We start from the raw sequence: 25,033 nt of genomic DNA on the forward strand, positions 1-25,033 counted from the left end.
TTCACCCGCCTGCCCGAAATTCTCGCGAGAAGGCACGACAATCCGGGTGATTGCCGGGATAAGGCAGGACCTTCTCGAGGGCGAGCCCAATCGCAAAGGCCGTCTGGTCGTCGTACGGTCGCGTAACTATCTGTGTGCCCGTGGGGATTCCGTTCCGAGCGAAACCGGTGGGGATTGTCAGCACCGGGCAGCTACTCAGGATGTTGAAGGTGATGGCCGGTACAGCCTCGAGGTAGAACTCCAATTCTGTTCCAGCCACATTGATTCCGTGCCCCACGTAGTCGTCGCCGGCAAGAAAGCCCTCCGTCGCCACTGCCGGAGTGATCAACGCGTCATAGGTGTCGAACAGGGATCCGATCGACGAATACAGTTCGGCTTCGATCGCGAGTCCGTCGAGGAAAGTCGCGTCACCACGGGTGCGACGTGCCCATCGCGCGAATTCCTTCGCGTACTCCGTGACCTTGTCGGGGTGCGCGGACGCTTCGGCAGAGATCGAAGCACCGAACACGTGGTCGTAGTGAATGGCGGCCGCGCGCATGACGGCAGTGCGGGACAGGTCGACTTCGATGATCTCCGCGCGTGCGCCCAGAGCGGTGAGGGTGTCCACCAACTTCGCCGTGTTCTCGGCGACGTCCGAATCAACCGGCCAGTCACCTAATGCGGGGATCACGGCAATACGCATTCCCGCGCACGAACGCGTTGCGAAGGTAGGTAACTGCGATGCCGGTACATTCGAGGCAATGTCAGTGGAGGTCGGTCCCGCGATGACCGACTGCATTGTGAGGCAATCACTTACGGTGCGCGCCATCGGACCGCAGTGGCAGTAGCGATCGAGATTGAAGGGCGGATCAACGGGGACACGGCCATGCGGTGGCTTGAACCCGACAATTCCGTTGAGTGACGACGGAGTTCGGATCGATCCTGCAACATCGGAACCGGTAGCCAAGTGCGTCATACCGGTGGCAAGTGCGACTGCCGATCCACCGGAAGACCCACCGGAGGAGTATTTCGTGTTCCACGGATTGCGAGTGACGCCCCACAACTCGGACTGTGTGAACGCGGCCGAGGAGAATTCGGGTGCCGTCGATCGCGCGTGGACGATGGCACCGGCGTCGACGATCCGCTGCACGAAAGTCGAAGTGTGGGTGGCGATCATGTCCGCATAGACCTTGGACCCTTGAGTCCACGGTTGGCCTTGTACCGGTTCATCCTCTTTCACCACAACGGGAACACCGGCGAGCGGAAGGCTGACATCCGAACCGCGGGTGTAGTGGCGTTCCGCTGACTTCGCTTGTGCCCGAGCAGTATCGAAGAAAGTGTGTCCCACTGCATTCAAGGTCGGGTTGAGCGCCTCGATACGTTCGATGGTGGACTCGAGCACCTCCACCGGAGACAGCGATTTGTCCCGGTAGCGTTCGAGCATCTCGGTCACATCCATGAAGGTTGAAACGGGTGTCTGGCGCATATCTGTGGTCCTGCCTCTATGAAGGTTTTGTGTAGGCGGCTAGGTTGTCAGTTCATGCTTTGCCACGACGGGATTGCGGAATGTGGCGAGCAGCATTGCGAGAGTGGCGATTCCCGCGGCTGTCCAGAAGACCGTTTCGGAACCGGAGTGGTCATGAATGCGTCCACCCGCGAACGCACCGAGGGCGATGCTTGCATTGAAGACTGCAACCCACAGAGCAGAAGCGGCCTCGCGGTGAACGGGAGCTGCTTGTGCAATCCATGTTTGAGTACTCACCGATGCACCACCGTAGAAGAGGCCCCAAGCCGCCATGAGCAGAGCAGCTGCGATCAAGGTGGTAGCCGAGATCGGAAACAGGGCGAGTGTGACCGCTATTCCCACGCTGAGGCTGACGACCACCGCCTTCGGGGACTTTGCAGCGGACGGCCCGGCGATGAAGTTGCCGACGACACCGAATGCACCGTAGATCAGGAGCATTGTGCCGACCTGCGAAGCGTTCAACCCCGCGAAGAACTCCAGCCCCGGGCGCACATAGGTGTACGCCGCGAAATGAGCGGTGACGATGAGCGCGGTAATCGCGAATCCGACCCGGACTCCTGGGTTCCGAAAGGCCGCCACGAGACTCCCGAGCGACAAGGCCCGATCAGCTGGCATCGTGGGTAGGACAGCGATCATGGCGATCGCGATCAGCGTCGCCGCGCAGCTGAGAGTCCAGAATGCCACGCTCCACCCGGCCGCTGCTCCGATATACGTCCCCGCGGGGACACCGAGAACTGAGGCGACCGCGATTCCGCTGAAGATGATCGTGGTCGCCAACCCGACGGATCTGGTCTCCACCAACCTGGGAGCCAGGCTTGCGGCGAGCGCCCAGACTCCACCCATGCTCACGCCTAGAAGGACGCGAGCCACAGCGAGGACAACGAAGCTCGGAGCAAGGGCCGTGAGGGCGTTCGCCGCTGCGACTAACAGCATCAAGACGATGAGCGTCGACCGACGATCGAAGCGCCGGGTCACGATGGGCACAAACGGGGCAGTGGCCGCTGCCACCAATCCGGTAATGGCCAGTGAGAGCCCGATGGTCCCTTCGCTTTCCACCAGGTCAGCACCGATCGGGGTGAGTAGCCCGACCGGCATCATCTCTGCCGCGACAACGATGAAGGTGGACGCTGCGATCAGCGCGACCGCAGCCCAGTGGTTCTCAATGGTGTGTGCGTGGGTTGAGGACGTGGACGCAGGGCTGTTCTGTGCAGATGCGGAGTGGGGCATGTAACCAGAGAAGCTCCTGCACGCCGATGGATCAACGGCGAATCGCTCATCCAACCATTAGCTCAATTCATCGATGAGCCATGATGGAGTGGTCGAATGAGTCCAGGGTCGGAGTGAAAATGTCGGAGCCCCCGATGCGTGAGATCGAGTGCTTCCTCGTTCTCGCTGAAGAACTGCACTTCGGTCGCACCGGCGAGCGGCTGTTCATCTCCCAGAGCCGAGTGAGTCAGCTGATCAGCGCATTGGAGCGTCGTATCGGCACACGCCTGGTAGCGCGGACCAGTCGCCGCGTTCACCTGACTGAATTCGGCGCCGAATTTCTTGCGTCGTTGGCTCCCGCCCATCGGGCGCTCGTCGGAGTAATCGAGGACGCTCAATCGAGAGCACGCAACACGCCGACGCCGTTTCGGGTGGGTTTCCAAGGAGCAATTTACGATTCGATCGCGGCTGCTGTCTCTCGTTTCGAAATACAACATCCGCAAACATGCGTGACCATCAAAGAATTACCCCTGGGTGATCCGTTCAGTGATGTACTCGCCGGGCGAATCGATGCGGCAGTGGCCCTTCTCCCCGTAGATGAGCCGGAACTGACAACCGGGCTCGTCTTTTCTCGACAGCCCCAGACCCTCGCCGTCTCAGTCCATCACCCGTTCAGCGAACTGGGCGTGATCGACGCCGAGCAGTTGGCGCAGATCTGCCTGGTACCCATCACCGGCCCCGCCCCCGACTATTGGCAGCGTGTGAATTCCCCGAGCACGACGCCGGGCGGAGCCACGATTCCCACGCAGGGTGGGGCGAGCACCGTTCAGGAAGGCCTGTCGCAGGTCGCATTCAGTCAGGTCGGCCTCATCCTCTGCGCTGCGACCGCTGCATACAGCCAGCGCTCGGACATCACATTCGTACCGATCAACGGATTACCCGAATCTGCTTTGGGTCTCGTGTGGCGTACCGATCTCGAAAGCCCACGACTTCGCGCTTTCGCGAAAGCGATCGAGGAAGCGCACACCTGTCCCTCCTGACGTCGATCAGTAAGTCGCGGAAGGAGTCCGGGGCATTGAGATGCATCGTGTGTGAGATGATCGCGCCATGTCTGCGATCACCGACTACTTCACCGCGCGCACGGATGAGCATGCCACCTCTGCCCTCGCGGGACTCGTCGACTTGGAACCAGAGGTGATGGAGGCGAACGCAGCTTCTCGCCCGCGGGTCCAGTTGGCTGCGAGTGGGACTCCAGTTCTGCAGGCGAAAGGCGTCGATCCAGTTGTCGCGCTCGGCCGACTGGAAGCAGCCCTCACCGCTCGCCCCTACGACGAAGTTGCAAAAGGTCGACGCTGCGGGAAACTCGTCGCGATGAGCGACGACGGCGACACCCTCGTGCTCACGGTTACCGACGAATTACGCGATGCACTAGCGGAATTGAACGCTGACGGTGTCGCCGCCGCTGCGGCGGCCTGGGCAATCGACGAGACGAGTGAACCGTCGGAGGACTCAGTGCCGTTCCTGACCGCCTTCGCCGAACTAGCGACCAGAGCTGTGGCTCAGGGCGAACGGATGTACGGCTACGTCGTCATCTGAGCTTCGCAACTCCGCCGACCTGATTGGAAGGCTGTTCGTCTTCGACAACTCCGGATCTGACCGTCACCCCGGGATCTGCATGGCCAGATCGTTGCGGTCGAAATCGGAGAACTGCTGGGTGTCAGTGCAGTATCCACAGCTCGCTCCGAAGAACTCGGTGCGAGCGTTCGGATCGTCAAGTAGCCAGTACCGCAGCCACGCCGTGCTCGGCCCGCGCATATCGCCGCCGTTGATCGCCGTACCGAAGTGCGTGGCGCCGCGCAGTTCCAGATACTCGGCAGGCACGTGGTCTGCGTCCTCGTACATCGCCCGCACGATCGCCGGCCAAACGATTGCGTCGGCCTGGCCGGCCAGATAGAGAACCGGCTCGTCGATGAGATCGACATCATTGAGCGGGCCTGGTTGGATCGCGACGGCAGTGTCGACGCGGTCGTCGATCGCCGCGTTGATCGCCGCAGACCCGCCCTGCGAGTGCCCCACCGCACCAATGTGTTCCAGGTCGACTTTGCCGTAGAAGACACTCGACGGGCTGGCCGCTTTGTCCGCGATGAGGTCGATTCCCGACCGCATGGTGATGGCGAAGTTGCTTGCCGGTGTATTGGCGGCGACCACGATGAATCCGTGGCTGGCGTAGTGGCGCAGCAAAGAGGTGTACGCACCGGGGAGCACACCGGTCCCGTTCCCCCAGATCACAACAGGGTGCTTCTCGCCGCGCGCGCCGAGCTGGCGCGGGTAGTACAGAGTGTGCACCAGCCCGATCGAGACGTTCGGCGTGTACGGCCCTGCACTCGCCCAATCGTGCCCGACGCTCGGGATGCCGGGCGCATCGGCAGCCGCTGTTCCGGTTGCGCCCGTGAGTCCTAGCGTCGCGCACAACGCAACCGCCGCTGCAGCATTCACGAAATGTTTCAGAGACTTTCGCATGAAAGTCAACCTTTCGAAGTTGATCCGGAGTGACGTGTATTACATATTCACGGGAAGGCAACCCGTCGGCTTTGTTTCAGGAAACGGACTATCCCAGAAGTGTTGTGTCTGTGGACAAAATCATCGTTCTCGGTGGATGCCCGGGCGACGCGAATACCCAGAGCGCAAGGTCGAGATCGCCTCGGCCTACGGCTTCCGCGCGGATTGCTCGGCACACAGCCGTAGGAAATGTTCGACGATCTGCGTGTTCTGGCCGTCCCTTGCCACGGCTGCGATCTTCCGTGGGGGCAGTTCGAATATCTCGCCCACAGTGCACCCGCGTTCGGATGCTCGCTCGGCACTGGAGAGTTCGAGGATGACAGCACCGATCCCTTCGTACGCGAAATCCGCGAAGGCATCGCGGTGCTGTGACCTCATCACGAATGCGTGGTCGATTCGCGGTTCGATCGACCGCAGATGGCGATAGACATCGGAAGTTTCGAACCGTGGTGCGACAACCAAGCCGATGCGCATGAGATCTTCGCCGATGAATACCCCGTCCACCGGTGACGGGGTACCGGGCGGGCAGACGAGCCGCAACTTGTGGTCCGGAAGGCGCACCGTGCGCGTCCCGGGAACACCGGTGGGCGGCGACTCCATTATTGCCACGTCAGCGGTGCCTGCCATGACCGGGTGAATCGCATCGGCCACGGATGACCCAGGCGGATCCGAGATAGTGATCCTCAGGTTCGGCACCTCCGTGCGCAGCGCTCCGAGCAGTACCGCTGCGGGATCGTCCGCAAGGCTCGCTGTCGTGGCAACACTGAGGCGGGGGACTGCTGGCAGTAAGGACTCGCTGTCGACCACTAATCGGTCGAGCGCGGCCAGCGCTTCGCGTGCTGGATCGATGAGATTCCGTCCGCGCGCCGTCAGCGTCGCGCCGGTCCGGCCTCGATTGAAAAGCCGTCCTCCGACGCGTCTTTCGAGCCGCGCAATTGATTGAGAGACGCTCGATGTTCCCGTGAACTGATTTGCCGCTGCCGCCGTGATACTGCCGTGTTCGACGACGGCAAGGAAGTCTTGTAGCTGCCGCGGATCGATTCGCGGGGTGGCGGACTCTCCGAACTTGCTCATCCGGCGTTCCCCATTCCACCTTCGTCACGTAATCGGCTGGTCGTCTCGATAAACGCTTGTGCCGCAGGCGATGGCGTCGAACCGTGGAACATCCAGATATCACGAGTGAGCGGGGGCCGAGTACGACACAGCACCACACCTTCTCCGACTGTATCGGCGACAGATTCGGGAAGGAAAGCGACGCCGACTCCCGCGCGTACAAGTGGGATCATCGAAGCCACAGAGATAGTCTCCGCAACCACCGCCTCGTCCACAGTGCCTTCGCCCAGGCGTTCCGCCAACAGTCGCCGAGTGACATCGTCACGCGGGCTGGTGATCAATCCGATTCGCAACAGATCCGTCAACGCCGCTGCCCCCTCGCCTTCACTTCGTGCGGCGGGCACCAGCGCAACGATTTGTTGCCGGCCGAGAAGGATACGTTCAACGCCCTCGTCGAACACCTCGTCCACCCCGAGGCCGATATCAGCCTGACCCGAGGCGACCACCGTTCCGATTCCGTCGGTGTCGTTGCTGAGCATCGTCACCGCAACGTTCGGAAACTTTCTTTTGAACGCACCCAAGGCCGTGGCCGCTGGATCACGCGCCAATGTTCGCGGACACACGACCGTCAGCCGACCCCGCTGCACGACGTTCAATGGATGCAAAGCGTGATCCAAATCCCGGTATGCCCGAAGTACTTGGGCCGCCGGACCTGTGAGATCGCGTCCAGCGTCGGTCAGGGTGACTCCCCGCGAGCCACGGCAGACGAGCGTCAGGCCGCACTCTTTCTCCATCCTGGCCAGAGCCTCCGAGATCGTCGGCTGGCTGACCCCCAGTCCGCGAGCCGCAGCGGAAATGCTGCCCCGATCAGCAAGGGCGAGAAAGTATTCCAGATGACGCCGGTCCATTCGGGGTTCCCTTCTCCTGGCAGTCCTCGCGCGCGCCCGATTTTGCGCCCGTCAGACATAGGGAAACCCTATGGCATACCTCTCGAATGTGGCGTAGACGGGAAGAAGAATCCCGTGATCTGCTTCACATATGAACGCAGTGAGCAACAACCCGGGGAGCTTCGACCAGAGGCACCCGTCTGCTTTTGTCGAGCACCTATCGCCGCCTGCGAGCACTACGGAGGAGGCGCCGAAATGACCGAAACCATCACCACAAGTTCGCCATCCGGTGCTACGTCACCCCGTTCCGTGAGGCGGGCGCGCTCTGAGCCGAAGCCCGCTCGACAGCGTCGATCCGGTACGCGACTCATCATCGGGGTACGACTGGCCCAGGTCGCGCTGCTTCTGGTCCTACTCGGAGCGTGGCAGCTCGTCGCATCGCACGGTTGGATCGAGCCAGTTCTGGCCAAAACGCCAGGCGAGGCCTGGAACTACTTCACCGCAGCGGTGCAGTCGGGCGAGATTTCGTCGAACTTGCGTGCCACGATGACTGCCGTCGTGATCGCGTGGATCCTCGCTAGCGCAGTCGGGGTGGCGGTCGGACTCTCTCTCGGACTGCTTCCGACCCTCGAACGCATCATGAGTCCGTTCCTGGATGCGGCGAATGCCATGCCACGTCTTGCGCTGGCGCCTCTGCTTATCGTCATCTTCGGGATCACGATGACGGCGAAGGTCGCTCTCGCGTTCACACTCGTCTTCTTCATCGTCTGCTCGAGTGCACGAGCCGGTGTGAAGTCAGTGGACGACGAATGGCTCCGACTATCCACTGTCCTGAATGCCAGTAAGACACAAGTGTTCTGGCACATCCTCCTCCCCGTCGCAACACCTGGCATTTTTGCCGGTCTTCGGTTGGGGCTGATCTATTCGCTACTTGGCGTTGTCGGTTCGGAACTGATCTCGTCACGGGACGGGCTGGGCCAGCTTGTGTCGATCTACTCGGCCCAGTTCCGGATGGAAGCGGTCTACGCGATCCTCATACTTCTCGCAATCGTCGCAGTCGTCCTCAACCAGGTCATGAACTTCGCCGAGCGCTACCTCCTTCGGTGGCAGCCGCCGGCTCGACGATGACAGGAATCATCATGGATACCAACGTGATTACACCCGCCGTACAACTCGACGGACTGACGATATCCTTCCCCTCACCCGACGGGTCGGCGAAAACTGTGGTCGACAATCTCGACCTCACAATCCCTCGCGGACAGTTCGTCAGCCTGGTCGGCAGGAGTGGTTGCGGAAAGACCACCCTGCTCAACGCGCTCGCTGGATTGGTGGACGCGACGGAAGGCAAAACCGAGGTCCTCGGCACAACACCATTCGACGCTCGCTCCCGGATGGGCTTCATGATGGCCCGAGATGCCCTGTTCCCGTGGCGAACAGCGCGGAAGAACGTCGAGTACGGCCTCGAGTTGAGAGGAGTACCCAAGGCGGAGAGACGAACTCAATCCGCGCGCTGGCTTGCGGCCGTTCAAATGTCCGAGGCGTCACAGCTGTGGACTTGGCAGCTGTCCCAAGGGATGCGCCAGCGTGTCGCGTTGGCCCGGACGTGGGCTCTGGATCCGGACATCTTGTTGATGGACGAGCCGTTTGCCGCCCTCGATGCGCAAACCCGCGTCGAAGTACAGCGCGAATTCCTCGAGCTTTGGCAGTCCGAGGTCGGCCGGACGGTCATCTTCGTAACCCACGACCTCGGCGAAGCCATCTGTCTCTCCGACCGCGTTCTGCTGCTCGGGGCCGGCCGGGTGATCGACGACGTCAGCATTGACATCGAACGCCCCCGCGAACTCGAAACCCTCACCGCCGAACCTCGATACATCGAAATCTTCAACCGGCTGCGTGGTCAGCTCGACCACTGATGTGCCCAGCCAACTCAGCTTGATTTCTGATGCGCCCAGCCATCAAGGAACAGGAATCCCATGAAACTTCGACCTTTTGTCGGCACAGTCATTGCAGCGGCCCTACTGCTTTCCGCGTGTGGAGGGGGAGGGCGTCCGAACGACGGTAGCGTCGCCATCGGGGTCTACCCTGCGAGTGCTTTGTCCCTGCCTGTCTACGTCGCTGTCCAACAAGGAATGTTCGACAAGGAAGGCCTCCACGTCGAGCTCATCGACGGAAAGAACGGGCCCGAACTCATCAGCGGTCTCATCGGCGGCACAACCGATCTCGCGGTCGGTGCACCCGGAACCGTCGTGCCGGCCATAGAGCAAGGGCAGAGTCTGCGGCCACTGTCCCCGTACGGGTCGATCGATCTTGCCATCGCCGTGACGAAAGACAGCGGCATCACCACCATCGAGGATTTGCCCGGCAAGCGGATCGCCATACCGTCACGTGGCGGCGCGGCCGAGCAATTCGTCAATCAGCTTCTCGCAGAGAGAAACATCGACGCCTCCACGGTGCAATTCATCGCAGCGGCACCCACCGCGAGTCAGATACCACTCGCACGAAAGGGCGACATAGATGCCGCCGTTCTCACCGCTGCCAGCCAGGCCGTATTCGATGCTCAAGGAATTCCGATGACGGCGATTACAGAAGTAGACCCGGTGGGCTCTGACGGCGTGAGTTCATACGGCCTGGGCACGGTGCTCGTCACGACAGCCACATTCGCTGAATCCGATGCTGCTGCCCCCGTGTGTGCGGCGCTCGAGGCCGCAGCAGGGTGGATAGCCGATCCTGCGAACGAGCTAGCAGGAGCTCAACTTCTCACCGAGCGAATGAATGTTCCTGCTGACAAAGCCAACCAGGTGTGGGCTTCGCAGAAGAGTCTCTGGCCTGTGCAGATTTCGGCCGACCGATGGACCCAGAACGTCAGATGGGTGAACAACCAGACCTCGGGCAAGTCCGACGCAGACGTTCCTTTCGACCCCCTCTGCTGACCAACGCCCCCATACACAATCCAGTTCGTCTACCACGAAAGAGAAGCAACGATGACACAACTCGCTGACCAGTCAACACAATCCGAGTCCCAGCACGATCGCCGGCAGCTCACCGAGGCTTGGTCTGCAGTCACCGACAGCCTTGCGACATTCGGTTCGACCGCTGCCGCTACCGGATCGCCGCTGGACAGCGCCGAAGGTGTACGGCACGCACTTCGTCTGTTCGGATACCTCGCCGAGATGAACATCGAGCGCCAAGACGTACTCCGGCCTGAACTCTTCACCCTGATGTCACCGATGCGAAAGTTCTGGGGAGACGGCATCGACGTCGACTACTGGACTGCGATGATCGACCCCAACGAGACATACCGTATTCACGGTAACCGTGGCACAGTGCCGTACGTCGCCGTTCTCGCCAATCGTGTCGGCGCGTCTGGGACCGACCGGGTCGCCGACAACATCGTCATCGACGACAAGGTGTGTGACGCGGACGGCAACTTCGAGATCTTCGTCGCACAAGAGCTGGAGGGGCGCAGCGGCATTCGGCTGGATGAGCGCTGCTTCGACGTAGTAGTGCGTGTGTATCACAAGACGCGTAACGCGGAGATCGATCCTGTTCTCCACATCGAGCGCCTCGGTCCGCCGCCTGGTGCACGCCCCGATCTCGACACGGCGTGGCTGACCCAGCGCCTCACGAAACTTGCTCGTGGCATGGACGTGAGCCTTCGACGCAGTCTTCAGCTCATCGAAACACTCAGTCAGTCTCCCAACGAGATTCGCGTGACCTCGGAGCAGCGAGGGTGGGGAGACTTCTACGGCACCAGCTCCAACCAATACGTTGCCGGCTGGTGGTCACTGAAAGACGCTACTGCCGTGGACATTACGTTCACCATCCCGGACTGCACCTACTTCGGAGTGATGCTGTACAACCACTGGTTCGAGTCCTTCGAGTACCGCGACCACACCGTCAATCTCAACGACGCACACTTCGAGCGCAATGACGATGGAACGGTGACGATCCGAATCGGGGGAGCAGAAGGTGACAGAAACCGACTGAACCCCTGCAACCACACCGAAGGAATTCTGTTGGCGCGCTGCCTGGAGCCGGCTGAGGATGTCACTTCGCCTCATGTGGAGATCATTCGATGACCGACGAAGTAGACCTGCCGTTGGCAGGTGTCCGAGTAGTGGAGATCGGTCAACTGATCGCAATACCCAGCGCCGGGCAGCAGTTGTCCGATCTCGGCGCCGAGGTCATCAAGCTCGAGCCTCCAGGTGGTGAACCGGCCCGACAAATCGACGCCGACTACGCGCGCGGCATCTTCTACGGGTACAACCGTGGAAAGCGTTCAATCTGCCTCGACCTCAAAGACTCCGCCGATCTGCAGCGAGCTCGGGATCTGATCGCGTCGAGCGACATCTTGCTGCACAATCTTCGCCCGGGAACCCTCGATCGATTGGGATTCTCCTCTGCCGAACTCCAACGCCTGCGACCGGAAATCATCGCCGTCTCGGTGAGCGGGTACGGGGCGGAAGGCCCGTCCGCCACCCGCGCGGGGCTCGACATCGCTGCGCAAGCAGAGAGCGGACTGATGTCGGTGACGGGTGAGGCGGATAGCCCGCCACAACGTGTGGGCGCACCGGTCATAGATCATGCAACGAGCTACGTTGTCGCTCAAGCGGTACTGGCAGCGCTACTTCGACGTGAGCGCACCGGCAAAGGATCGTCCGTCCGAGTCTCCCTGCTGGACGTCGCAATCCACTTGCAGACCGCCAACTGGATCGAGTGGCAGGTATCCGGAAAGCCCATGAGTCGCAAAGGGAACGGACAACCGAGCGTCGCACCGGCGGCAGACGTCTTTCGTGCCGTCGACGGCGAGCTGGTGATCAGCGGATACCAACCGCAAGCCTGGATTGAACTGTGCAAGGCAATCGACCTGCCGGAGTTGGCCGACGACCCGCGGTTCACCACCAACGCGCTGCGCGTGGAAAACCGTGTTGACCTCGTCGCCACGATCGAGAAGCAGCTGTGCCACCGTAGCGCCGCGGAAGCGGTAGAGCATCTCACTGCGGCCGGAGTGGTTGCCGCAGTTGCGCGTGACTACGACCAGGTAATTTGCGCCGACGATGTGATTGCGAACCGTACCTTCATCCCCGGCACCAACGAACATGGCGAACAGTATTTGACGCCTGCCATGCCCTATCGCGCCGAACCTCCGATGGCACGAACTGAACTTTCACAGGTTCCGGCCTTGAACGAGTGGACAACATCGACGCGCTGAATGCGCCGTTCGGGTCGAAATTGACTTTGCACCAACGTAACTGACAAACAGATAGCCATGCACCATCGAGGAGATGTCCAGTGCTGACCACCGCATTTACCGAGACATTCGGAGTTCGCCACCCAATCGTGCAGGGCGGCATGCAATGGGTGGGGAGAGCAGAACTCGTAGCGGCAGTTGCAAACGCCGGCGCGCTCGGCATGCTCACTGCCCTGACACAGCCGACACCTGACGATCTTGCCCGAGAAATATCCCGAACGCGCGAGCTCACCGATCAACCTTTCGGGGTCAACCTCACAATCCTCCCGACGATCACACCTCCGCCCTACGATGAGTATCGCAACGTGATCATCGACTGCGGAGTGAAAGTCGTCGAGACAGCTGGATCGTCTCCCGCGCCCCATCTGCCGCACTTTCACGGCGCAGGCATCAAGGTTCTCCACAAGTGCACCAGCGTCCGCCACGCGGTCAAAGCCCAGGCCCTCGGTGTCGACGGCATCAGCATCGACGGGTTCGAATGTGCCGGGCATCCAGGGGAAGACGACGTACCGGGTCTCGTCCTCATCGCTGCAGCAGCAGAGCGGATCAGCATTCCCATGATCGCGTCCGGTGGATTTGCCGACGCGCGAGGATTGGTGGCCGCCCTGGCGCTTGGCGCCGACGGCATCAACATGGGCACTCGGTTCATGTGTACCGAGGAGTCCCCGATTCACCACAACATCAAGCAGGCGATAGTCGCTGCCTCGGAGGTCGACACGGAACTGATTTTCAGGTCACTACGCAATACCGCACGGGTAGCACGCAACAGCATCAGCCAAGAAGTTGTCGAAATCCTTTCCAGTGGTGGCAAATTCGAAGACGTTCGACATCTTGTGGCCGGTGCGCGGGGCCGAGCGGTGTTCGACAGCGGCGACCAGGAGGCTGGCATCTGGACGGCTGGCACTGTGCAAGGATTGATTCACGACATCCCCACAGTGGGTGAATTGGTGGAACGTATTGTCGCAGAGTCCGAAGCACTGATTGCCGGACGGCTTACCGGCCTCCTGGATCCTCTCAGCGCCTGACTACGTCCGAACCCACTGGGCGCTACCGTCGGCCAGTTCTTCGCGAATGCCCCTGCCGTTGCGCTCGTCGACCCGCGTGCCGCCGATACCTCGTCCTCGATGCGTCGTGCGGTGACGGGGAGCTCTTCCAGATCGCCTCGCGGCTCGCCATCGCCGCTCGATCGTTTCGGGTGCATCCCGACGATCATTGACGCCAGGACGAGGAAAGGAGGTGTACTCCGAATTGCTTGAGGTCATCAGAGTGACAACCGCAAGGATTTCGATCGGCACCGAGCACGACCTACTCAATGTTGTGTCCATGGTGCTACCAACCCTGTTGTCACCCGCGCCATTGCGATCAACGCACTGTTGCCAGAGTTCCAATAGTTCTTGTGCACATCCAGATTCGGTATGAGTCGGCCAGCACGCGCATAACATCACCGTCGGTCCGAAGTAGCTTCCCCACGCCACGCCGACACTTCTTGGCTTCGACTGAGTACCACCCAGCGTGGTCCGAGAACATGTTGGCCAATCGGGAGGCGACGGTGACCATCGGAAGTGAAAAGATTTCTGTGAACACAACCCTGTTGACAGGGAAAGAGGCGGAGAGCGCCTTCGAACGGTTCGTCGAGTACAACCCTACGTGATCGGTGTACAAGACATGCGCGGCATGAAATCTTTCTGTGTTCGCTCTCGAACGGCGCCAAACCTGATTCCCCGCAACAAGAACAACCCTTTACTCCCGCTCGACCGGTATCGACTGTCCGGACTCAGGGACCGCGGGCGCGTACCTGGGCCCGTTCCCTAGCGGTGGGTCGGGGTTACCACCGAACCACCGACGAAACCGTTGTTATAACTGTCCCAAAGATCCCACAAGGTCTGCAACCCTGTCAGTCAGGGCGATTTGGCAGCGGCGCAACCGAGACCGTGCACGTCGGGCCGGGCAGCTAGTCGTCATCTGCGTTGAGCACACAATCTCGACGTCCCTCTGTTCGGTCCAGGACGGTCGCTATCGACAGCTCCGCTAGGCCTTCAGCAGGAGGTCTGCAATTTTCTCTGCGGTTTCCTTTGCGGATCCTGGGTTCTGGCCGGTGACGAGGTTTCCGTCGACGACTGCGTAGGACACGAAGGGCAGTTTCGCCTTTTCGTACAGTGCGCCACGCGCTTTGGCTTTTTCCTCGGCGTTGTAGGGTACGAGTTTGTCGACGCGGGCGAGTTTTTCCTCGCGCCAGGCGAATCCGGTGAGTTTGCGGCCGGCGATGAGGTAGCTGCCGTCGGACAGTGTGGTGTCGAGAAGTCCGCAGTACCCGTGGCACACCGACGACACGATCCCGCCGCGTTCGAAGATTTCCCGGGTGATGCGTTGCAAACCTTCGCTACCGGGAAAGTCGTACATGACTGCATGCCCGCCGGTGAAGAAGATCGCATCGTAGTCAGCGGAGTCAACCTGTTCGGGGCTGGCGGTGGAGTCGAGTAGCGCCATCCGAGCAGGGTTGGACCGCCATGCCTTTGCGCTCTTGTCGTAGTTCGGGAACTTGAGCGATCGCGGTTCCAAGGGCACCGCTCCGCCCTCGGGGCTGACTAAAGTCTGCTCGAAACCGTGGTCGTCGAAAACCTGCCAGGCATGACTGAGCTCGGACAGCCACAACCCGGTCTTATGAGACGGATCGTCGTAGTGGCCGACGTTGGTGACTACGTTCAAGATTCGCTTGGTCATCGAACTCTTCTCTCGATCGCTTTGGTCAGTGGATCTCACCCTTGTACCGCCAGAATCGCAGCAAAAGCTGCTCGCACCCGATCTGCAGCCTCACCGGCCGTGGCCGTCGACATTTTGCCGTCGAGATGCAGACAAGCCAAACCGTGCGCCAATGCCCATGCCGCCGACGCCAACGCCTCGGAATCCGCATCCGGAAAGACAAGCGTCATCCCCATCTGCATCAACAGATGAATCTCTCCAGCCGCTTGCACGCGCTCGTCGTTACCCGTGTCGCACTCGTTGCCGAACATCAACCGGAAGAGCGCCGGTCGCCGCAGCGCGAACTCGACGTAGGCGACTGCGAATTCGGCAAGATCCGCCGACGTCGACGGTAGCTCGCGGCCGTCTGTCAGGTCCGCCTTCAGATCGCGCAACCCTTGCGCGGCGAGAGCAGATTCGAGCGCTTCACGATCAGCGAAATGTCGGTACGGCGCAGTCGCCGACACACCGACCTCGCGCGCGATCGCGCGCATCGAAAACGGCTCACCTGCCTCGAGCATGCGCATCGCCGACGCCAGCAGCGAGGCCTTCAGATCACCGTGATGGTAGCCACCCTTGACTGATGTTGACACCGTTAACTTTCCTTTCTACGCTCATGTGAGCAATGTAAACATACCGCATTCAGGAGCGCCGATGCCATTCACCGACCCTGCACCCGACAAGTTGGAGACTGACAGCACAGTCTCTCCGGTCTTCGCCCCGTTCACTCTTCCCAGTGGGGCGACACTCCCCAACCGGATGGTCAAGGCAGCCATGGAGGAGAACATGGCCGCAGCTGGACAGCTCCCCGGCAAAGAGCTGTTCGAGCTGTACCACCGCTGGAGCCGAGGAGGGGTGGGAACGATCATCACCGGCAACGTCATGGTTCACGCGGAGGCGCTGACCGGGCCGGCCGGCGTCGTTCTCGACGCACAATCCCCAATCGGGCCGTTCCGCGAATGGGCGGATGCCGCACAGGGCGGAGGTGCGAAAGTGTGGATGCAGATCAATCACCCCGGTCGGCAGATTCAAGCCGACATGCCCGGTGTCGCATGGTCTCCGTCGGCCACTCGCGTCGAACTCGGCAAGAACAGCAAGCGATTTGCGCATCCCCAGGCCATGACCGCACGGCAGATAAACGACACCGTCAACCGTTTCGCAACAGCAGCACGTCGCGCAGAGGAAGCTGGTTTCGACGGCGTGGAAATCCATGCCGCACACGGCTATCTGCTCTCGCAGTTTCTCTCTCCGTTGGTCAATCAGCGCACCGACGAATGGGGCGGCACCCTAGAGAACCGAGCGCGATTGCTTCTCGACATCGTCCGCACAGTGCGCAGGGTTGTCGACCCGACGTTCACGGTTGCCGTCAAACTCAATTCCGCGGATTTCCAGCGCGGAGGATTCGACTCCGACGACGCAGCGCAAGTGATCGCCATGCTCGCACCACTCGGTGTCGACGTCGTCGAACTGTCCGGAGGGAGCTACGAAGCACCGGCCATGACCGGCCAAGGCCCGGACGATCGCACCCTCGCTCGGGAGGCCTACTTTCTGACTCTTGCAGAGGAACTGGCCGAGGCCAGCCCGGTGCCGTTGATGTTGACCGGCGGTGTGGTTCGGCGACCTGTTGCCGAGCAGGTCCTGGCGAGCGGTGTGGATTTGGTCGGCATGGGCAGTGCGTTGGCGATCGATCCCGATCTGCCGAATCGGTGGCGCCTCGATGCCGCAGCCTCCGTCGAATTAGCCCCGGTGACCATCAAGGACAAGGCCATGGCGTCGGCGGCGAGCATGGCTCGCGTGCGACAGCAGCTTCGACGATTAGGCCGAGGCAAGTCCACGCGGCCGACGGCCAGCCCTGTGGTCGCACTATTGAAAGAGCAGCTGCTGCAGCGCCGCGCGCTCCGGCGGTATCGCCGCTGGTTACAGCACCGCACCCCCTCGATCGGGTAATGCGGACAGTTTCCCGTCATTTCGGCGGCGAACCCAGACAGTGTTGACAGTGCTTACATTCACCCTTAGCCTGATGTAAGCAATGTAAACATTGAATGGTCGACAGAACGAACGGAAGCATGAAAATGACGAACACAGCGACAACCGTCAAGGTCGATCTGGGCGGCCGGACCGTCGAAATCCCGAAGGACGGCCTGTTCGACCGCTACCGGATGGATGTGCCGCTCGACAAGGTCGCCGCCGACCCGCGGGTCCCGAGTGTCGACTTCTTCCGCACGCTTCCGAAAACGCAGGTCCAATCGCCGATCGGCACGACAAGGACGCCGAACTTCTACTACGCGATGTCCTCCGCGCGTTTGACCATGGTGGCCCCGAGCAGGGCGATCCGTAAGCGGATCCCAAAGGAGCTGGCGCCGCTGGAAATCGCACCCGGGTTCGGGCTGGTGTCAGTGATGGCGTTCCGCTACGACGTGTGCGACATCGATTTCTACACCGAGGCGGCTGTGGGTGTGGCGGTTCGCCCGGCGCGCCACGGCGGACTTACCACGGCCGCTGCCGATCTGGTTGCCGCCCTCGGTGACGATCACCTGCACTCCTATGTGCTCTCACTTCCGGTCAACACCGACATCGCCCAGGTGCGCGGCCATGACGGGTACGGGTTCCCCAAGTGGGTCACCGATCTCGATGTCGGCATCGACCACGCACGCACCACGGCCCGCATCGCCAACGCGGACGGCGGCGTCGACATCGCCTTCTCCGCCCCCACCCCGGAGCAGAAGACGTTCGAAACGGGCACGAACGTCTCCACCCTCACCTCGTACACGAAGCGAGACGGATCCTGGCACTCGACCCTCAACCAAACCAACGTCCTCGCCAGCGGAACGTCGTTGTTTCCTCGCGGATTCGATCTGACTCTCGGCGAGGGCAGGATGTCCGACGACCTACGCGCACTCCGGCCCATCCGCACGATCAGATTCGATGCCACCACCTCGGCTCAGGCCGCTCTGCACATGCCGGTCCCGGTCTCGGTTCGCTGACACCTCGTATCGACCGAACATTTCAGGAGTACACCGACATGACCGCAACGACCTACACCTCCACAGATCCCCGCGCGGCGCTGCCCGCCACACTGACCACAGGATTACTCGAACGGCTGACAGAACGAGTTACGGCCTCGCCCGGCGCTCCCCGCTCGATCACCACTGCCCCGTACACCGGTTCACCACTCGCAGACTTCCCGGTCTCGGCCCCGGCTGACGTCGACGAAGCATTCGTTCGTGCCCGCCGCGCCCAGGCGAGATGGGCAGCGACTTCCGTAGCGGAGCGTGCCAGCGTGTTACTGCGTTTCCATGATCTGGTCCTGAAGAATCAGAACACCGGGCTCGACCTGATGCAGGCTGAGAACGGCAAGACTCGTCGCGATGCGTACCTCGAGATCGCCGACGCTGCCATCGCCGCCCGCTACTACGGCCGCACCGGACCGAAAGTTCTTGAACCCGAACGTCGCCGGGGGGCTCTGCCCTTTCTCACCCGCACGTCCGAGCTGCACCACCCGAAAGGGGTGGTGGCGATCATCTCGCCATGGAACTATCCACTGTCGATGGCGGCGACGGACGCCATCGCCGCACTGATGGCCGGAAATGCTGTGGTGCAGAAGCCCGACACCCAGACCGCGCTGACCGCCTTGTGGGCCATGGACCTGATGTACCAAGCGGGCCTACCGGCCGATGTGTGGCAGATGGTGATCGGCCGAGGCAGTTCGATCGGGGACCCACTCTTGGCGAACGCGGACTACATCATGTTCACAGGGTCCACGGCGACCGGTCGAGACATCGCCCGCGGCGCGGGCCAGCGGCTGATCGGGGCGTCACTCGAACTGGGCGGCAAGAACGCGATGCTCGTCCTCGACGACGCAGATCTCGATCGGGCAGCCGAAGGGGCCGTGCGCGCTGCGTTCCCGTCGGCAGGACAATTGTGCGTCTCGGTGGAGCGCCTGTATGTCGCCGAGTCCGTACACGACGAGTTCGTTGCCAAGTTCGTTCAGCGAACCTCTGCCTTGACCATCGGAGCCTCCTACGACTACGGGGTCGACGTCGGGAGTCTCACCACCGACAAACAACTGAAGACAGTGTCGGCTCATGTCGACGACGCCGTCGCGAAGGGCGCACGCCTTCTGGCCGGAGGGAAGCCACGTCCAGACCTGGGGCCGCTGTTCTACGAGCCGACCATCCTCGCCGACGTCACACCAGAGATGACGTTGCACACGGACGAGACGTTCGGTCCGGTCGTCTCGATCTACGCCGTCGCCGATGACGACGAGGCAGTTGCACGGGCAAACGACACCGTCTACGGACTCAACAGCAGCGTGTGGGGTCGCGACGCCACCCGCGCCCGCTCAGTCGCTGCCCGATTGCGTTCGGGGACCGTGAACATCAACGACGCCTTCGCCGCGGCGTGGGGCAGCATCGACTCGCCGATGGGCGGAATGGGCGATTCCGGCCTCGGGCGTCGGCACGGTATCGACGGCATCCTCAAATACACCGAAGCCCAAACCATCGCCCACCAGTCGCGATTCGGTTTCTACCCACCAGCGGGAATCCCCTGGAACGCGTGGGCACCCGTGGTGAACGCCGCGCTACGCATCTGGAAAACCATCGGCGCACGCTGACAAACACCGCCTGCCAACCGATTTCGACTACCACCACAGGAGAGGCAAGATGAGCACCGTCACCCCCACCATGCGAGCGATCGTCGTCGACGAGAAGAAGAACCTCGTCGTAGAGGAAGTACCGACCCCAACGCCCGCACCTGGCGAGGTCCTGATTCGCGTTGCCGCCGCCGGTATCAACCGCGGTGACGTGATGCAGCGGCAGGGACTCTATCCGCCACCGCCGGGTATCAGCGACATCATGGGTCTCGAAATCTCCGGCACCGTCGTCGCCCTTGGTCCCGGCGTCGACGGTCCGGCACTGGGCCACGAAGTGTGTGCCCTGATCGCCGGAGGCGGGTACGCAGAATACGCAGTAGTCCCCGCATCTCAGTTACTACCTGTACCCGCAGGCGTGACTCTGATCGATTCCGCTGCTCTGCCCGAGGTGGCGAGCACCGTCTGGTCCACGATCGTCACCGACGCAGGCCTGCAAGCCGGCGATCTGCTTCTCGTCCACGGCGGCGGCAGCGGAATCGGAACCCATGCCATTCAGGTGGCCAAGGCGCTGGGGGCGCGCGTCGCGGTCACCGTCGGATCAGAGGCCAAGGCGCAGCGCTGCCGAGACCTCGGTGCCGACATCGTGCTCAACTACCGAGATCAGGACTTCGCAGCCGAACTGGCGGGCCAGGTAGACGTCATCCTCGACATCATGGGTGGGAGCTACCTCAGCCGCAACATCGATGCCCTCGCTGTCGGAGGTCGGCTGGTGATCATCGGCATGCAGGGAGGCTTCACCGGTGAGGCGAACGTCGGTGCACTCATCGGTAAACGTGCGCGAATCATCGGCCTCAACGTGCGCAACCGCCAGCTGACTGGCCCCGGCTCGAAGGCGGAGATCGTTGCGGCCGTCGCCACTGACGAGTGGCCGTTGATCGAACAAGGGCTTATTCGACCGATCATTTCGGCAAAGCTACCCCTGGCCGATGCAGACGAGGGGCAGGCGTTGCTCGAATCGAAAGACTCGGTGGGAAAAGTCCTTCTCCTGCCGCAGAGTTCGTGACAGATCTCAACCGACTGGAGCGAATGGCCCCTCACAGGGCACCCACCGCGCACGCACACACAGAATCACCCTCACCACCTTCATGAAGGGATGAGAAATGTCGAACACCGACACCGTCAAAGACCTCGGCGCCAAGCTGATGAACGGTGCGCACAAAATCGTGCTCACCGTCAGTGGAGGGCGACTGCTGTCCAAACCCTTCGGAATGCCGGTCGTCGAGCTGCACACGATCGGACGCTCGTCAGGACTCCCGCGGTCGTGTTACCTGACAACCCCTGTCCGAGAAAAGGACTGGATCGTGCTCGTCGCGTCGAAAGGCGGCGACGACCGCGATCCGGACTGGTACAAAAACCTCCAGGCCCACCCCGACGCCGAACTCGTCATGGACGGAGAACGCTTCGCGGTACACACACGCACCGCGTCCACAGAAGAACGAGCCGCACTGTGGCCCAAAGTCGTTGCTGCCTATAAAGGCTACGCAGCCTACCAACGACGAACACAGCGCGAAATACCACTGGTGATCTGCCAACGGTGAGAAACGACCACCACGCAGCACAAGACGAAGGCCCACCTCGTCCGTTGTGCACTCCGATTCGTCACCGCTTGCACAGCTCGAGCGCTCCCCTTGTCCTGATCGCGCCCGCGATGGCAATAGGGTCGCACTTCTACGAACCGCTGGTCGCAGAGTTCGCACGGCACGGGTGGGAGGCCCATGCTATTCGACGACGAGGATCCGAACGCGGCGAGCCCCGCGCCGACCGCAGACACGATTGGTCCTACCAGGACGAAATCGACGACATCGAGGACGCCATTACCTGTGCGCGGAGGGATCATCCCGAGCAGCCAATCCTGTTGCTCGGGCACAGTCTCGGCGGTCAACTCGTCGCCGGACACCAACTGAACCACCCGGCGGTCGAGGCAATGGTCACCGTAGCTGCTGCGCTCCCCCACCATCGAACCTACCGATTCTGCGGGCTACACGTCTTGCTCATGGGCGCAGTAGCCGTCCCGCTGCTCACCACACTGTTCGGCTACGTACCGACACCGGCTTTCGGCGGCCCCGGCGCTCGCACGTTGATGCGGCAATGGGCCCGCACGGTCATCACAGGCAACCCACCGTACAAAGCCGATCGGCCGATCGCGACGCCCGCTCTCGTCATCAGTTTCGCATCGGACGCCATGGCCCCACCACGATCGGTGGACATCTTCGCGGAGAAACTGTTCGAAACACGCGCGGTGACACGATGGCAGTACGAGCACGACGACGTCTTGCCCGGTGCGAGCAACGATCACGTCAGATGGGTCCGGGGAAGTTCACAGGTGGTCGCACGCATCGTTGCCTGGTGGGAGAAGCCACGGGCGACATCCGCCGCGGTTCGGTGAAACGAGTCGCATCCGCCGTCGGTGAAGGAGCGATGGCCGTACGCCAAATCCATGAATACTTCGAAAGGAGCTGACGACATGCCAGTAATGGGCACCGTGAAATTCCAGCGGTTCTTCAGGGCAGCGGCCGGACTGCAGGTCGACCGGAACGATCTCAAGCGCTATACCGATTTCATCGACGACAAGATCTACGACGTGATCCTGATCGGGAAAGCCTCCGCGAAAGCAAACTTGCGCGACGTGATCGAACCGTGGGACCTGCCGATCACCAAGGGATTACAGGAGAGCATCCACCGGTTCGAAAAACTCGACGAGGAGATCGAACTTCAACCGCTGCTCGATCAGCTCACGGCCCGCCCGCCCTTGGACGTGGCCCTCTCAGAGGAGACAGAGCAACGACTGCCGCTGATCGCAGGAGGGTTGAGCGTAGCGCTGGCGCAAACTTTCGCCACGGTCGAACCGGACCGCAAGAACCCCGGCACAGCCCAATGGACAGTCGCCTTCGACATCTTCCACCTACTTCTGTGATTACCACCCGTCCCGGCTGACAGCGCGTCTGAGTTCGAATATGCTGTCCGGCTGCGAAAATACCGGTGCGATTCAGAACTGCCTGTCAGTTGGCGTCGACGACGGAGGATTTCCGGCGAGAGGTGCGGTTTCCGCGCTCGATTCTCGAGCAGCGAGAACTCCAGTGAGGGACTCGATTACAGCCCTCAGATCTTCTGCCGTGAGCGAGTTCGGCTTACACGCCGAACCTCTGACACCGGTAATCCGCGTGGCCAGGCGGCGAGCAGAACTTGTCGATCGGCGATCACTCCTTCGGCTCATCTGAGAACCTTTCGTCTTCACTTTCTCGATCCCCGCATCGGGCGGGCCCTGCGCACTTCTGGGCGCGCACAGCTCAAGGCCCGGCAAGGAGACCAGCGAGGGTGATATGGCCTTGCCTTGACGAACACCCGCCCGATTGTTTGCCCCCTCGAACGGAACGGGTGCCCCCGACCCGACGAAGGTTATTGCGCACTGCTTGTAGACGACAGGGTCGAAAGTCCCAGTTCCATTGTGATGAGCAAGCTTTGACGGTGGCCGAAGTGTTCTCCCTTACAGCCGGTTCGGTGTGTGCACGAACACGGACATCGTTCGCAGCGACTCCGACGAACGAGCACCCGCGATGTTCGATGCCCGATCCACCCGCAAACATCGGGAAAAGACCTATTTTGCAAAAGCATTCGGAACAGACGTCTGCAAACCAAATACCAGGAACGGGCCACCTTTCCAGGCACCGCGGCTACTGCGCCGCTAGCGTGACGACCAAGATGTTCACCTTGCCATGCAAACGGCCATGTCACTTCTTGGCATCGAAGGCGACTGAACATGATTTATACCGATCGCACTGTTTATGGTTGAAGATGTGCGGACGACATGAACGTCGACTTCGCACGGATAGTGGGTCATCGGTGTTGTGTGCTCAATGCCGACGTCGGTCATACGCCCCGACTCGCACACGCAGAGTCGGGGCTCCGGCGGATCCGTTGCTGCACCGCCGCTACTGACGAAGTGCCGTACCGCGCCGCCCGCTTCGAATCGAGGCCGAAGGCGGCCACCGCTTTTGTCGGGACCAGGCAAAGCAGCGATCTTCAGGGACCGGAACACTTCCCCAAAGCTTCTGGCACTCTCGGTTGCAGAGTGCTAATTCGTGTGGTTATCATGTTCTCGCACAGTAAGTTCGGTCAACCGCCACAGTGGCGGTGACCTTTCTTTTCACGACATGGGAGGTGTGTTGCTGTGCTTCGTTTCGATCCTTTCACCGACATCGACGCGATCACCAAGTCCGTACTCGCCGCGGGAACCGGCAACGGACGCAGTCCACGGTTCATGCCGATGGACCTCTACAAGGTCGAGGACCAGTACGTCCTGCACGCCGATCTTCCGGGCGTCGACCCAGGATCAGTGGGCGTCCACATCGACGGCTCGACCCTGACGTTGACCGCGCACCGCACCGCCCTCTCCGAAGAGGGTGTGAGCTGGCTGGCGAGTGAGCGTTTCGCTGGAACATACAAACGGCAGCTGTCCATCAGCGACGACATCGACGCCCAACAGATCGAGGCCTCGTACGACAACGGCGTGTTGACGGTGACGTTGCCGATCGCAGAGAAGGCGAAACCGCGGCGGATCGAGGTCTCCTCCGGACCACCCTCCCGAACCGATAACGCCGGATCGACAACACAGGTGCAGATCGAAGCCTGATCCGCCTGGCCCGAACACCGCTTTGATGGTGGGGTGACTCCCGAGGACACGCGATGGGTTCTCGGGCCTCACCCACCATCGTTTCGATCTCCCACTGCACACCCGTGGCGCACACCGGTACATCCACCACACGAAAGAATCAGCGCGAGAACCCTTTAGCTGCCATGACTGCATCCACTATCCCCCCGCACGAACAATCCGACAACACCGACAACACCGAATCCCGCGCGCACACTCCACCCGATTGGTGGGATCACCACCGTCCGATCACCAGCGATGAATACAGCGACATGGCGTTGATGCTCGGTGCACTCTCGATACTGACGTTCTGGATGTTCGGCCTCGGCATCCTCCTCGGTGCCGCCGCCATCGGAACCGCCCTGGCAGCGCGCCGACCCGACACCCCCGGACGCGATCTGGGCGACAACACCGCCGGCGTGGTCGGGATCCTCACCGGCATTGCCGGAATCGCCTTCGGCGCCGTCTTCCTCACTGCAGCACTACCCCACCTGTAGAAAAACCGAATTTTGCACTAGTGGAATCGAATTGG

The 25,033-nt window shown here is 61.5% G+C and carries 24 protein-coding genes and 1 pseudogene; 18 read left to right on the forward strand and 7 right to left on the reverse strand.

Annotation, left to right across the window (positions count from 1 at the left end):
• Position 1: 1 nt before the first annotated feature.
• Positions 2 to 1,465 carry an amidase gene (locus RHP72_RS28290; RefSeq protein ID WP_311094118.1) on the reverse strand — a complete coding sequence of 488 codons (1,464 nt, stop codon included), beginning with the start codon at positions 1,463 to 1,465 and terminating at the stop codon, positions 2 to 4.
• 39 nt (positions 1,466 to 1,504) lie between these two features.
• Entirely contained in the window at positions 1,505 to 2,731 is a 1,227-nt protein-coding gene (locus tag RHP72_RS28295) for an MFS transporter (protein ID WP_116057650.1), read from the reverse strand.
• Positions 2,732 to 2,850: 119 nt separating this feature from the next.
• Between RHP72_RS28295 and RHP72_RS28300 the strand changes: the two genes are divergently transcribed.
• Both RHP72_RS28300 and RHP72_RS28305 read left to right on the forward strand, forming a co-directional pair.
• On the forward strand, positions 2,851 to 3,750 hold the full coding sequence (locus RHP72_RS28300; protein ID WP_054188344.1) for a LysR family transcriptional regulator: 900 nt from the start codon (positions 2,851 to 2,853) through the stop codon (positions 3,748 to 3,750).
• Between the two features lie 67 nt (positions 3,751 to 3,817).
• Positions 3,818 to 4,306, forward strand: coding sequence for a hypothetical protein (locus RHP72_RS28305; protein ID WP_311094119.1), 489 nt, complete (start codon positions 3,818 to 3,820; stop codon positions 4,304 to 4,306).
• A 63-nt stretch (positions 4,307 to 4,369) separates the two neighbouring features.
• Here RHP72_RS28305 and RHP72_RS28310 read toward each other — a convergent pair whose 3' ends face one another.
• The 3 genes from RHP72_RS28310 to RHP72_RS28320 form a co-directional block, all read right to left on the reverse strand.
• On the reverse strand, positions 4,370 to 5,230 hold the full coding sequence (locus RHP72_RS28310; RefSeq protein ID WP_021346076.1) for a chlorophyllase/cutinase-like alpha/beta fold protein: 861 nt from the start codon (positions 5,228 to 5,230) through the stop codon (positions 4,370 to 4,372).
• 186 nt (positions 5,231 to 5,416) lie between these two features.
• Positions 5,417 to 6,343, reverse strand: a complete 927-nt coding sequence (locus tag RHP72_RS28315; protein ID WP_054188345.1) for a LysR family transcriptional regulator — start codon at positions 6,341 to 6,343, stop codon at positions 5,417 to 5,419.
• Positions 6,340 to 7,230, reverse strand: coding sequence for a LysR family transcriptional regulator (locus RHP72_RS28320; protein WP_311094120.1), 891 nt, complete (start codon positions 7,228 to 7,230; stop codon positions 6,340 to 6,342). Before RHP72_RS28320 ends, RHP72_RS28315 begins: the two co-directional genes overlap by 4 nt.
• 234 nt (positions 7,231 to 7,464) lie before the next feature.
• Here RHP72_RS28320 and RHP72_RS28325 point away from each other — a divergent pair, with 234 nt between their 5' ends.
• The 6 genes from RHP72_RS28325 to RHP72_RS28350 all read left to right on the forward strand — a co-directional run bounded on the left by RHP72_RS28325 (position 7,465) and on the right by RHP72_RS28350 (position 13,485).
• Positions 7,465 to 8,337, forward strand: coding sequence for an ABC transporter permease (locus RHP72_RS28325; protein WP_311094121.1), 873 nt, complete (start codon positions 7,465 to 7,467; stop codon positions 8,335 to 8,337).
• Between the two features lie 11 nt (positions 8,338 to 8,348).
• Positions 8,349 to 9,122 (forward strand): ABC transporter ATP-binding protein, encoded by a 774-nt coding sequence (locus RHP72_RS28330; RefSeq protein ID WP_244993200.1) that lies wholly within the window; start codon positions 8,349 to 8,351, stop codon positions 9,120 to 9,122.
• A 60-nt stretch (positions 9,123 to 9,182) separates the two neighbouring features.
• The gene (locus RHP72_RS28335) at positions 9,183 to 10,139 is read left to right on the forward strand and encodes an ABC transporter substrate-binding protein (RefSeq protein WP_311094122.1); all 957 of its coding nucleotides are present in this window, start codon (positions 9,183 to 9,185) and stop codon (positions 10,137 to 10,139) included.
• A 51-nt stretch (positions 10,140 to 10,190) separates the two neighbouring features.
• Entirely contained in the window at positions 10,191 to 11,288 is a 1,098-nt protein-coding gene (locus RHP72_RS28340) for a hypothetical protein (protein WP_064074388.1), read from the forward strand.
• Entirely contained in the window at positions 11,285 to 12,421 is a 1,137-nt protein-coding gene (locus RHP72_RS28345; protein WP_311094123.1) for a CoA transferase, read from the forward strand. The genes RHP72_RS28340 and RHP72_RS28345 overlap by 4 nt, the downstream gene beginning before the upstream one ends.
• Positions 12,422 to 12,501: 80 nt before the next feature.
• The gene (locus RHP72_RS28350) at positions 12,502 to 13,485 is read left to right on the forward strand and encodes a nitronate monooxygenase family protein (RefSeq protein ID WP_311094124.1); all 984 of its coding nucleotides are present in this window, start codon (positions 12,502 to 12,504) and stop codon (positions 13,483 to 13,485) included.
• 1,003 nt (positions 13,486 to 14,488) lie between these two features.
• On the opposite strand, the gene RHP72_RS28355 is transcribed toward RHP72_RS28350, so the two are convergent.
• Together RHP72_RS28355 and RHP72_RS28360 are read right to left on the reverse strand one after the other, a co-directional pair.
• Positions 14,489 to 15,181, reverse strand: a complete 693-nt coding sequence (locus RHP72_RS28355) for a type 1 glutamine amidotransferase domain-containing protein (protein WP_081558664.1) — start codon at positions 15,179 to 15,181, stop codon at positions 14,489 to 14,491.
• A 35-nt stretch (positions 15,182 to 15,216) separates the two neighbouring features.
• A complete protein-coding gene (locus RHP72_RS28360) occupies positions 15,217 to 15,792 on the reverse strand; it encodes a TetR/AcrR family transcriptional regulator (protein WP_058039359.1) in 576 nt (191 codons plus the stop codon).
• A gap of 61 nt (positions 15,793 to 15,853) precedes the next feature.
• Between RHP72_RS28360 and RHP72_RS28365 the strand changes: the two genes are divergently transcribed.
• The 10 genes and pseudogenes from RHP72_RS28365 (at position 15,854) to RHP72_RS28410 (ending at position 24,998) form a co-directional block, all read left to right on the forward strand.
• Positions 15,854 to 17,146, forward strand: coding sequence for an NADH:flavin oxidoreductase/NADH oxidase family protein (locus tag RHP72_RS28365; protein WP_058039358.1), 1,293 nt, complete (start codon positions 15,854 to 15,856; stop codon positions 17,144 to 17,146).
• A 125-nt stretch (positions 17,147 to 17,271) separates the two neighbouring features.
• Entirely contained in the window at positions 17,272 to 18,183 is a 912-nt protein-coding gene (locus tag RHP72_RS28370; RefSeq protein WP_063316908.1) for an acetoacetate decarboxylase family protein, read from the forward strand.
• Positions 18,184 to 18,221: 38 nt separating this feature from the next.
• Positions 18,222 to 19,814 carry a succinic semialdehyde dehydrogenase gene (locus RHP72_RS28375; RefSeq protein WP_063316909.1) on the forward strand — a complete coding sequence of 531 codons (1,593 nt, stop codon included), beginning with the start codon at positions 18,222 to 18,224 and terminating at the stop codon, positions 19,812 to 19,814.
• A gap of 70 nt (positions 19,815 to 19,884) precedes the next feature.
• Entirely contained in the window at positions 19,885 to 20,856 is a 972-nt protein-coding gene (locus tag RHP72_RS28380) for an NAD(P)H-quinone oxidoreductase (protein ID WP_311094909.1), read from the forward strand.
• A gap of 97 nt (positions 20,857 to 20,953) precedes the next feature.
• The gene (locus RHP72_RS28385; protein ID WP_165639734.1) at positions 20,954 to 21,391 is read left to right on the forward strand and encodes a nitroreductase/quinone reductase family protein; all 438 of its coding nucleotides are present in this window, start codon (positions 20,954 to 20,956) and stop codon (positions 21,389 to 21,391) included.
• Positions 21,388 to 22,239 (forward strand): alpha/beta fold hydrolase, encoded by an 852-nt coding sequence (locus RHP72_RS28390; protein ID WP_311094125.1) that lies wholly within the window; start codon positions 21,388 to 21,390, stop codon positions 22,237 to 22,239. The genes RHP72_RS28385 and RHP72_RS28390 overlap by 4 nt, the downstream gene beginning before the upstream one ends.
• Positions 22,209 to 22,313 (forward strand): annotated as a pseudogene (locus tag RHP72_RS28395) (thioredoxin reductase); the annotation flags it as partial. The gene RHP72_RS28390 and the pseudogene RHP72_RS28395, both read left to right, overlap by 31 nt.
• 13 nt (positions 22,314 to 22,326) lie before the next feature.
• The gene (locus RHP72_RS28400) at positions 22,327 to 22,767 is read left to right on the forward strand and encodes a DUF1931 family protein (protein WP_024487875.1); all 441 of its coding nucleotides are present in this window, start codon (positions 22,327 to 22,329) and stop codon (positions 22,765 to 22,767) included.
• Positions 22,768 to 24,021: 1,254 nt separating this feature from the next.
• Positions 24,022 to 24,483 (forward strand): Hsp20/alpha crystallin family protein, encoded by a 462-nt coding sequence (locus RHP72_RS28405; RefSeq protein ID WP_047272442.1) that lies wholly within the window; start codon positions 24,022 to 24,024, stop codon positions 24,481 to 24,483.
• 164 nt (positions 24,484 to 24,647) lie between these two features.
• Positions 24,648 to 24,998 carry a hypothetical protein gene (locus tag RHP72_RS28410; RefSeq protein ID WP_039973505.1) on the forward strand — a complete coding sequence of 117 codons (351 nt, stop codon included), beginning with the start codon at positions 24,648 to 24,650 and terminating at the stop codon, positions 24,996 to 24,998.
• Positions 24,999 to 25,033: the final 35 nt, after the last annotated feature.

Origin of the sequence: Rhodococcus sp. SG20037, assembly GCF_031763325.1 — a bacterium.
GTDB lineage: Bacteria > Actinomycetota > Actinomycetes > Mycobacteriales > Mycobacteriaceae > Rhodococcus_F > Rhodococcus_F qingshengii.

Coding starts and splice junctions, on each gene's coding strand:
- RHP72_RS28315 (WP_054188345.1), bottom strand. CDS start 6,343: ATGAGCAAGTTCGGAGAGTCCGCCACCCCGCGAATCGATCCGCGGCAG.
- RHP72_RS28400 (WP_024487875.1), top strand. CDS start 22,327: ATGGGCACCGTGAAATTCCAGCGGTTCTTCAGGGCAGCGGCCGGACTG.
- RHP72_RS28410 (WP_039973505.1), top strand. CDS start 24,648: ATGACTGCATCCACTATCCCCCCGCACGAACAATCCGACAACACCGAC.
- RHP72_RS28300 (WP_054188344.1), top strand. CDS start 2,851: ATGTCGGAGCCCCCGATGCGTGAGATCGAGTGCTTCCTCGTTCTCGCT.
- RHP72_RS28365 (WP_058039358.1), top strand. CDS start 15,854: ATGCCATTCACCGACCCTGCACCCGACAAGTTGGAGACTGACAGCACA.
- RHP72_RS28305 (WP_311094119.1), top strand. CDS start 3,818: ATGTCTGCGATCACCGACTACTTCACCGCGCGCACGGATGAGCATGCC.
- RHP72_RS28330 (WP_244993200.1), top strand. CDS start 8,349: ATGGATACCAACGTGATTACACCCGCCGTACAACTCGACGGACTGACG.
- RHP72_RS28295 (WP_116057650.1), bottom strand. CDS start 2,731: ATGCCCCACTCCGCATCTGCACAGAACAGCCCTGCGTCCACGTCCTCA.
- RHP72_RS28380 (WP_311094909.1), top strand. CDS start 19,885: ATGCGAGCGATCGTCGTCGACGAGAAGAAGAACCTCGTCGTAGAGGAA.
- RHP72_RS28370 (WP_063316908.1), top strand. CDS start 17,272: ATGACGAACACAGCGACAACCGTCAAGGTCGATCTGGGCGGCCGGACC.
- RHP72_RS28310 (WP_021346076.1), bottom strand. CDS start 5,230: ATGCGAAAGTCTCTGAAACATTTCGTGAATGCTGCAGCGGCGGTTGCG.
- RHP72_RS28325 (WP_311094121.1), top strand. CDS start 7,465: ATGACCGAAACCATCACCACAAGTTCGCCATCCGGTGCTACGTCACCC.
- RHP72_RS28375 (WP_063316909.1), top strand. CDS start 18,222: ATGACCGCAACGACCTACACCTCCACAGATCCCCGCGCGGCGCTGCCC.
- RHP72_RS28345 (WP_311094123.1), top strand. CDS start 11,285: ATGACCGACGAAGTAGACCTGCCGTTGGCAGGTGTCCGAGTAGTGGAG.
- RHP72_RS28320 (WP_311094120.1), bottom strand. CDS start 7,230: ATGGACCGGCGTCATCTGGAATACTTTCTCGCCCTTGCTGATCGGGGC.
- RHP72_RS28290 (WP_311094118.1), bottom strand. CDS start 1,465: ATGCGCCAGACACCCGTTTCAACCTTCATGGATGTGACCGAGATGCTC.
- RHP72_RS28355 (WP_081558664.1), bottom strand. CDS start 15,181: ATGACCAAGCGAATCTTGAACGTAGTCACCAACGTCGGCCACTACGAC.
- RHP72_RS28385 (WP_165639734.1), top strand. CDS start 20,954: ATGTCGAACACCGACACCGTCAAAGACCTCGGCGCCAAGCTGATGAAC.
- RHP72_RS28335 (WP_311094122.1), top strand. CDS start 9,183: ATGAAACTTCGACCTTTTGTCGGCACAGTCATTGCAGCGGCCCTACTG.
- RHP72_RS28340 (WP_064074388.1), top strand. CDS start 10,191: ATGACACAACTCGCTGACCAGTCAACACAATCCGAGTCCCAGCACGAT.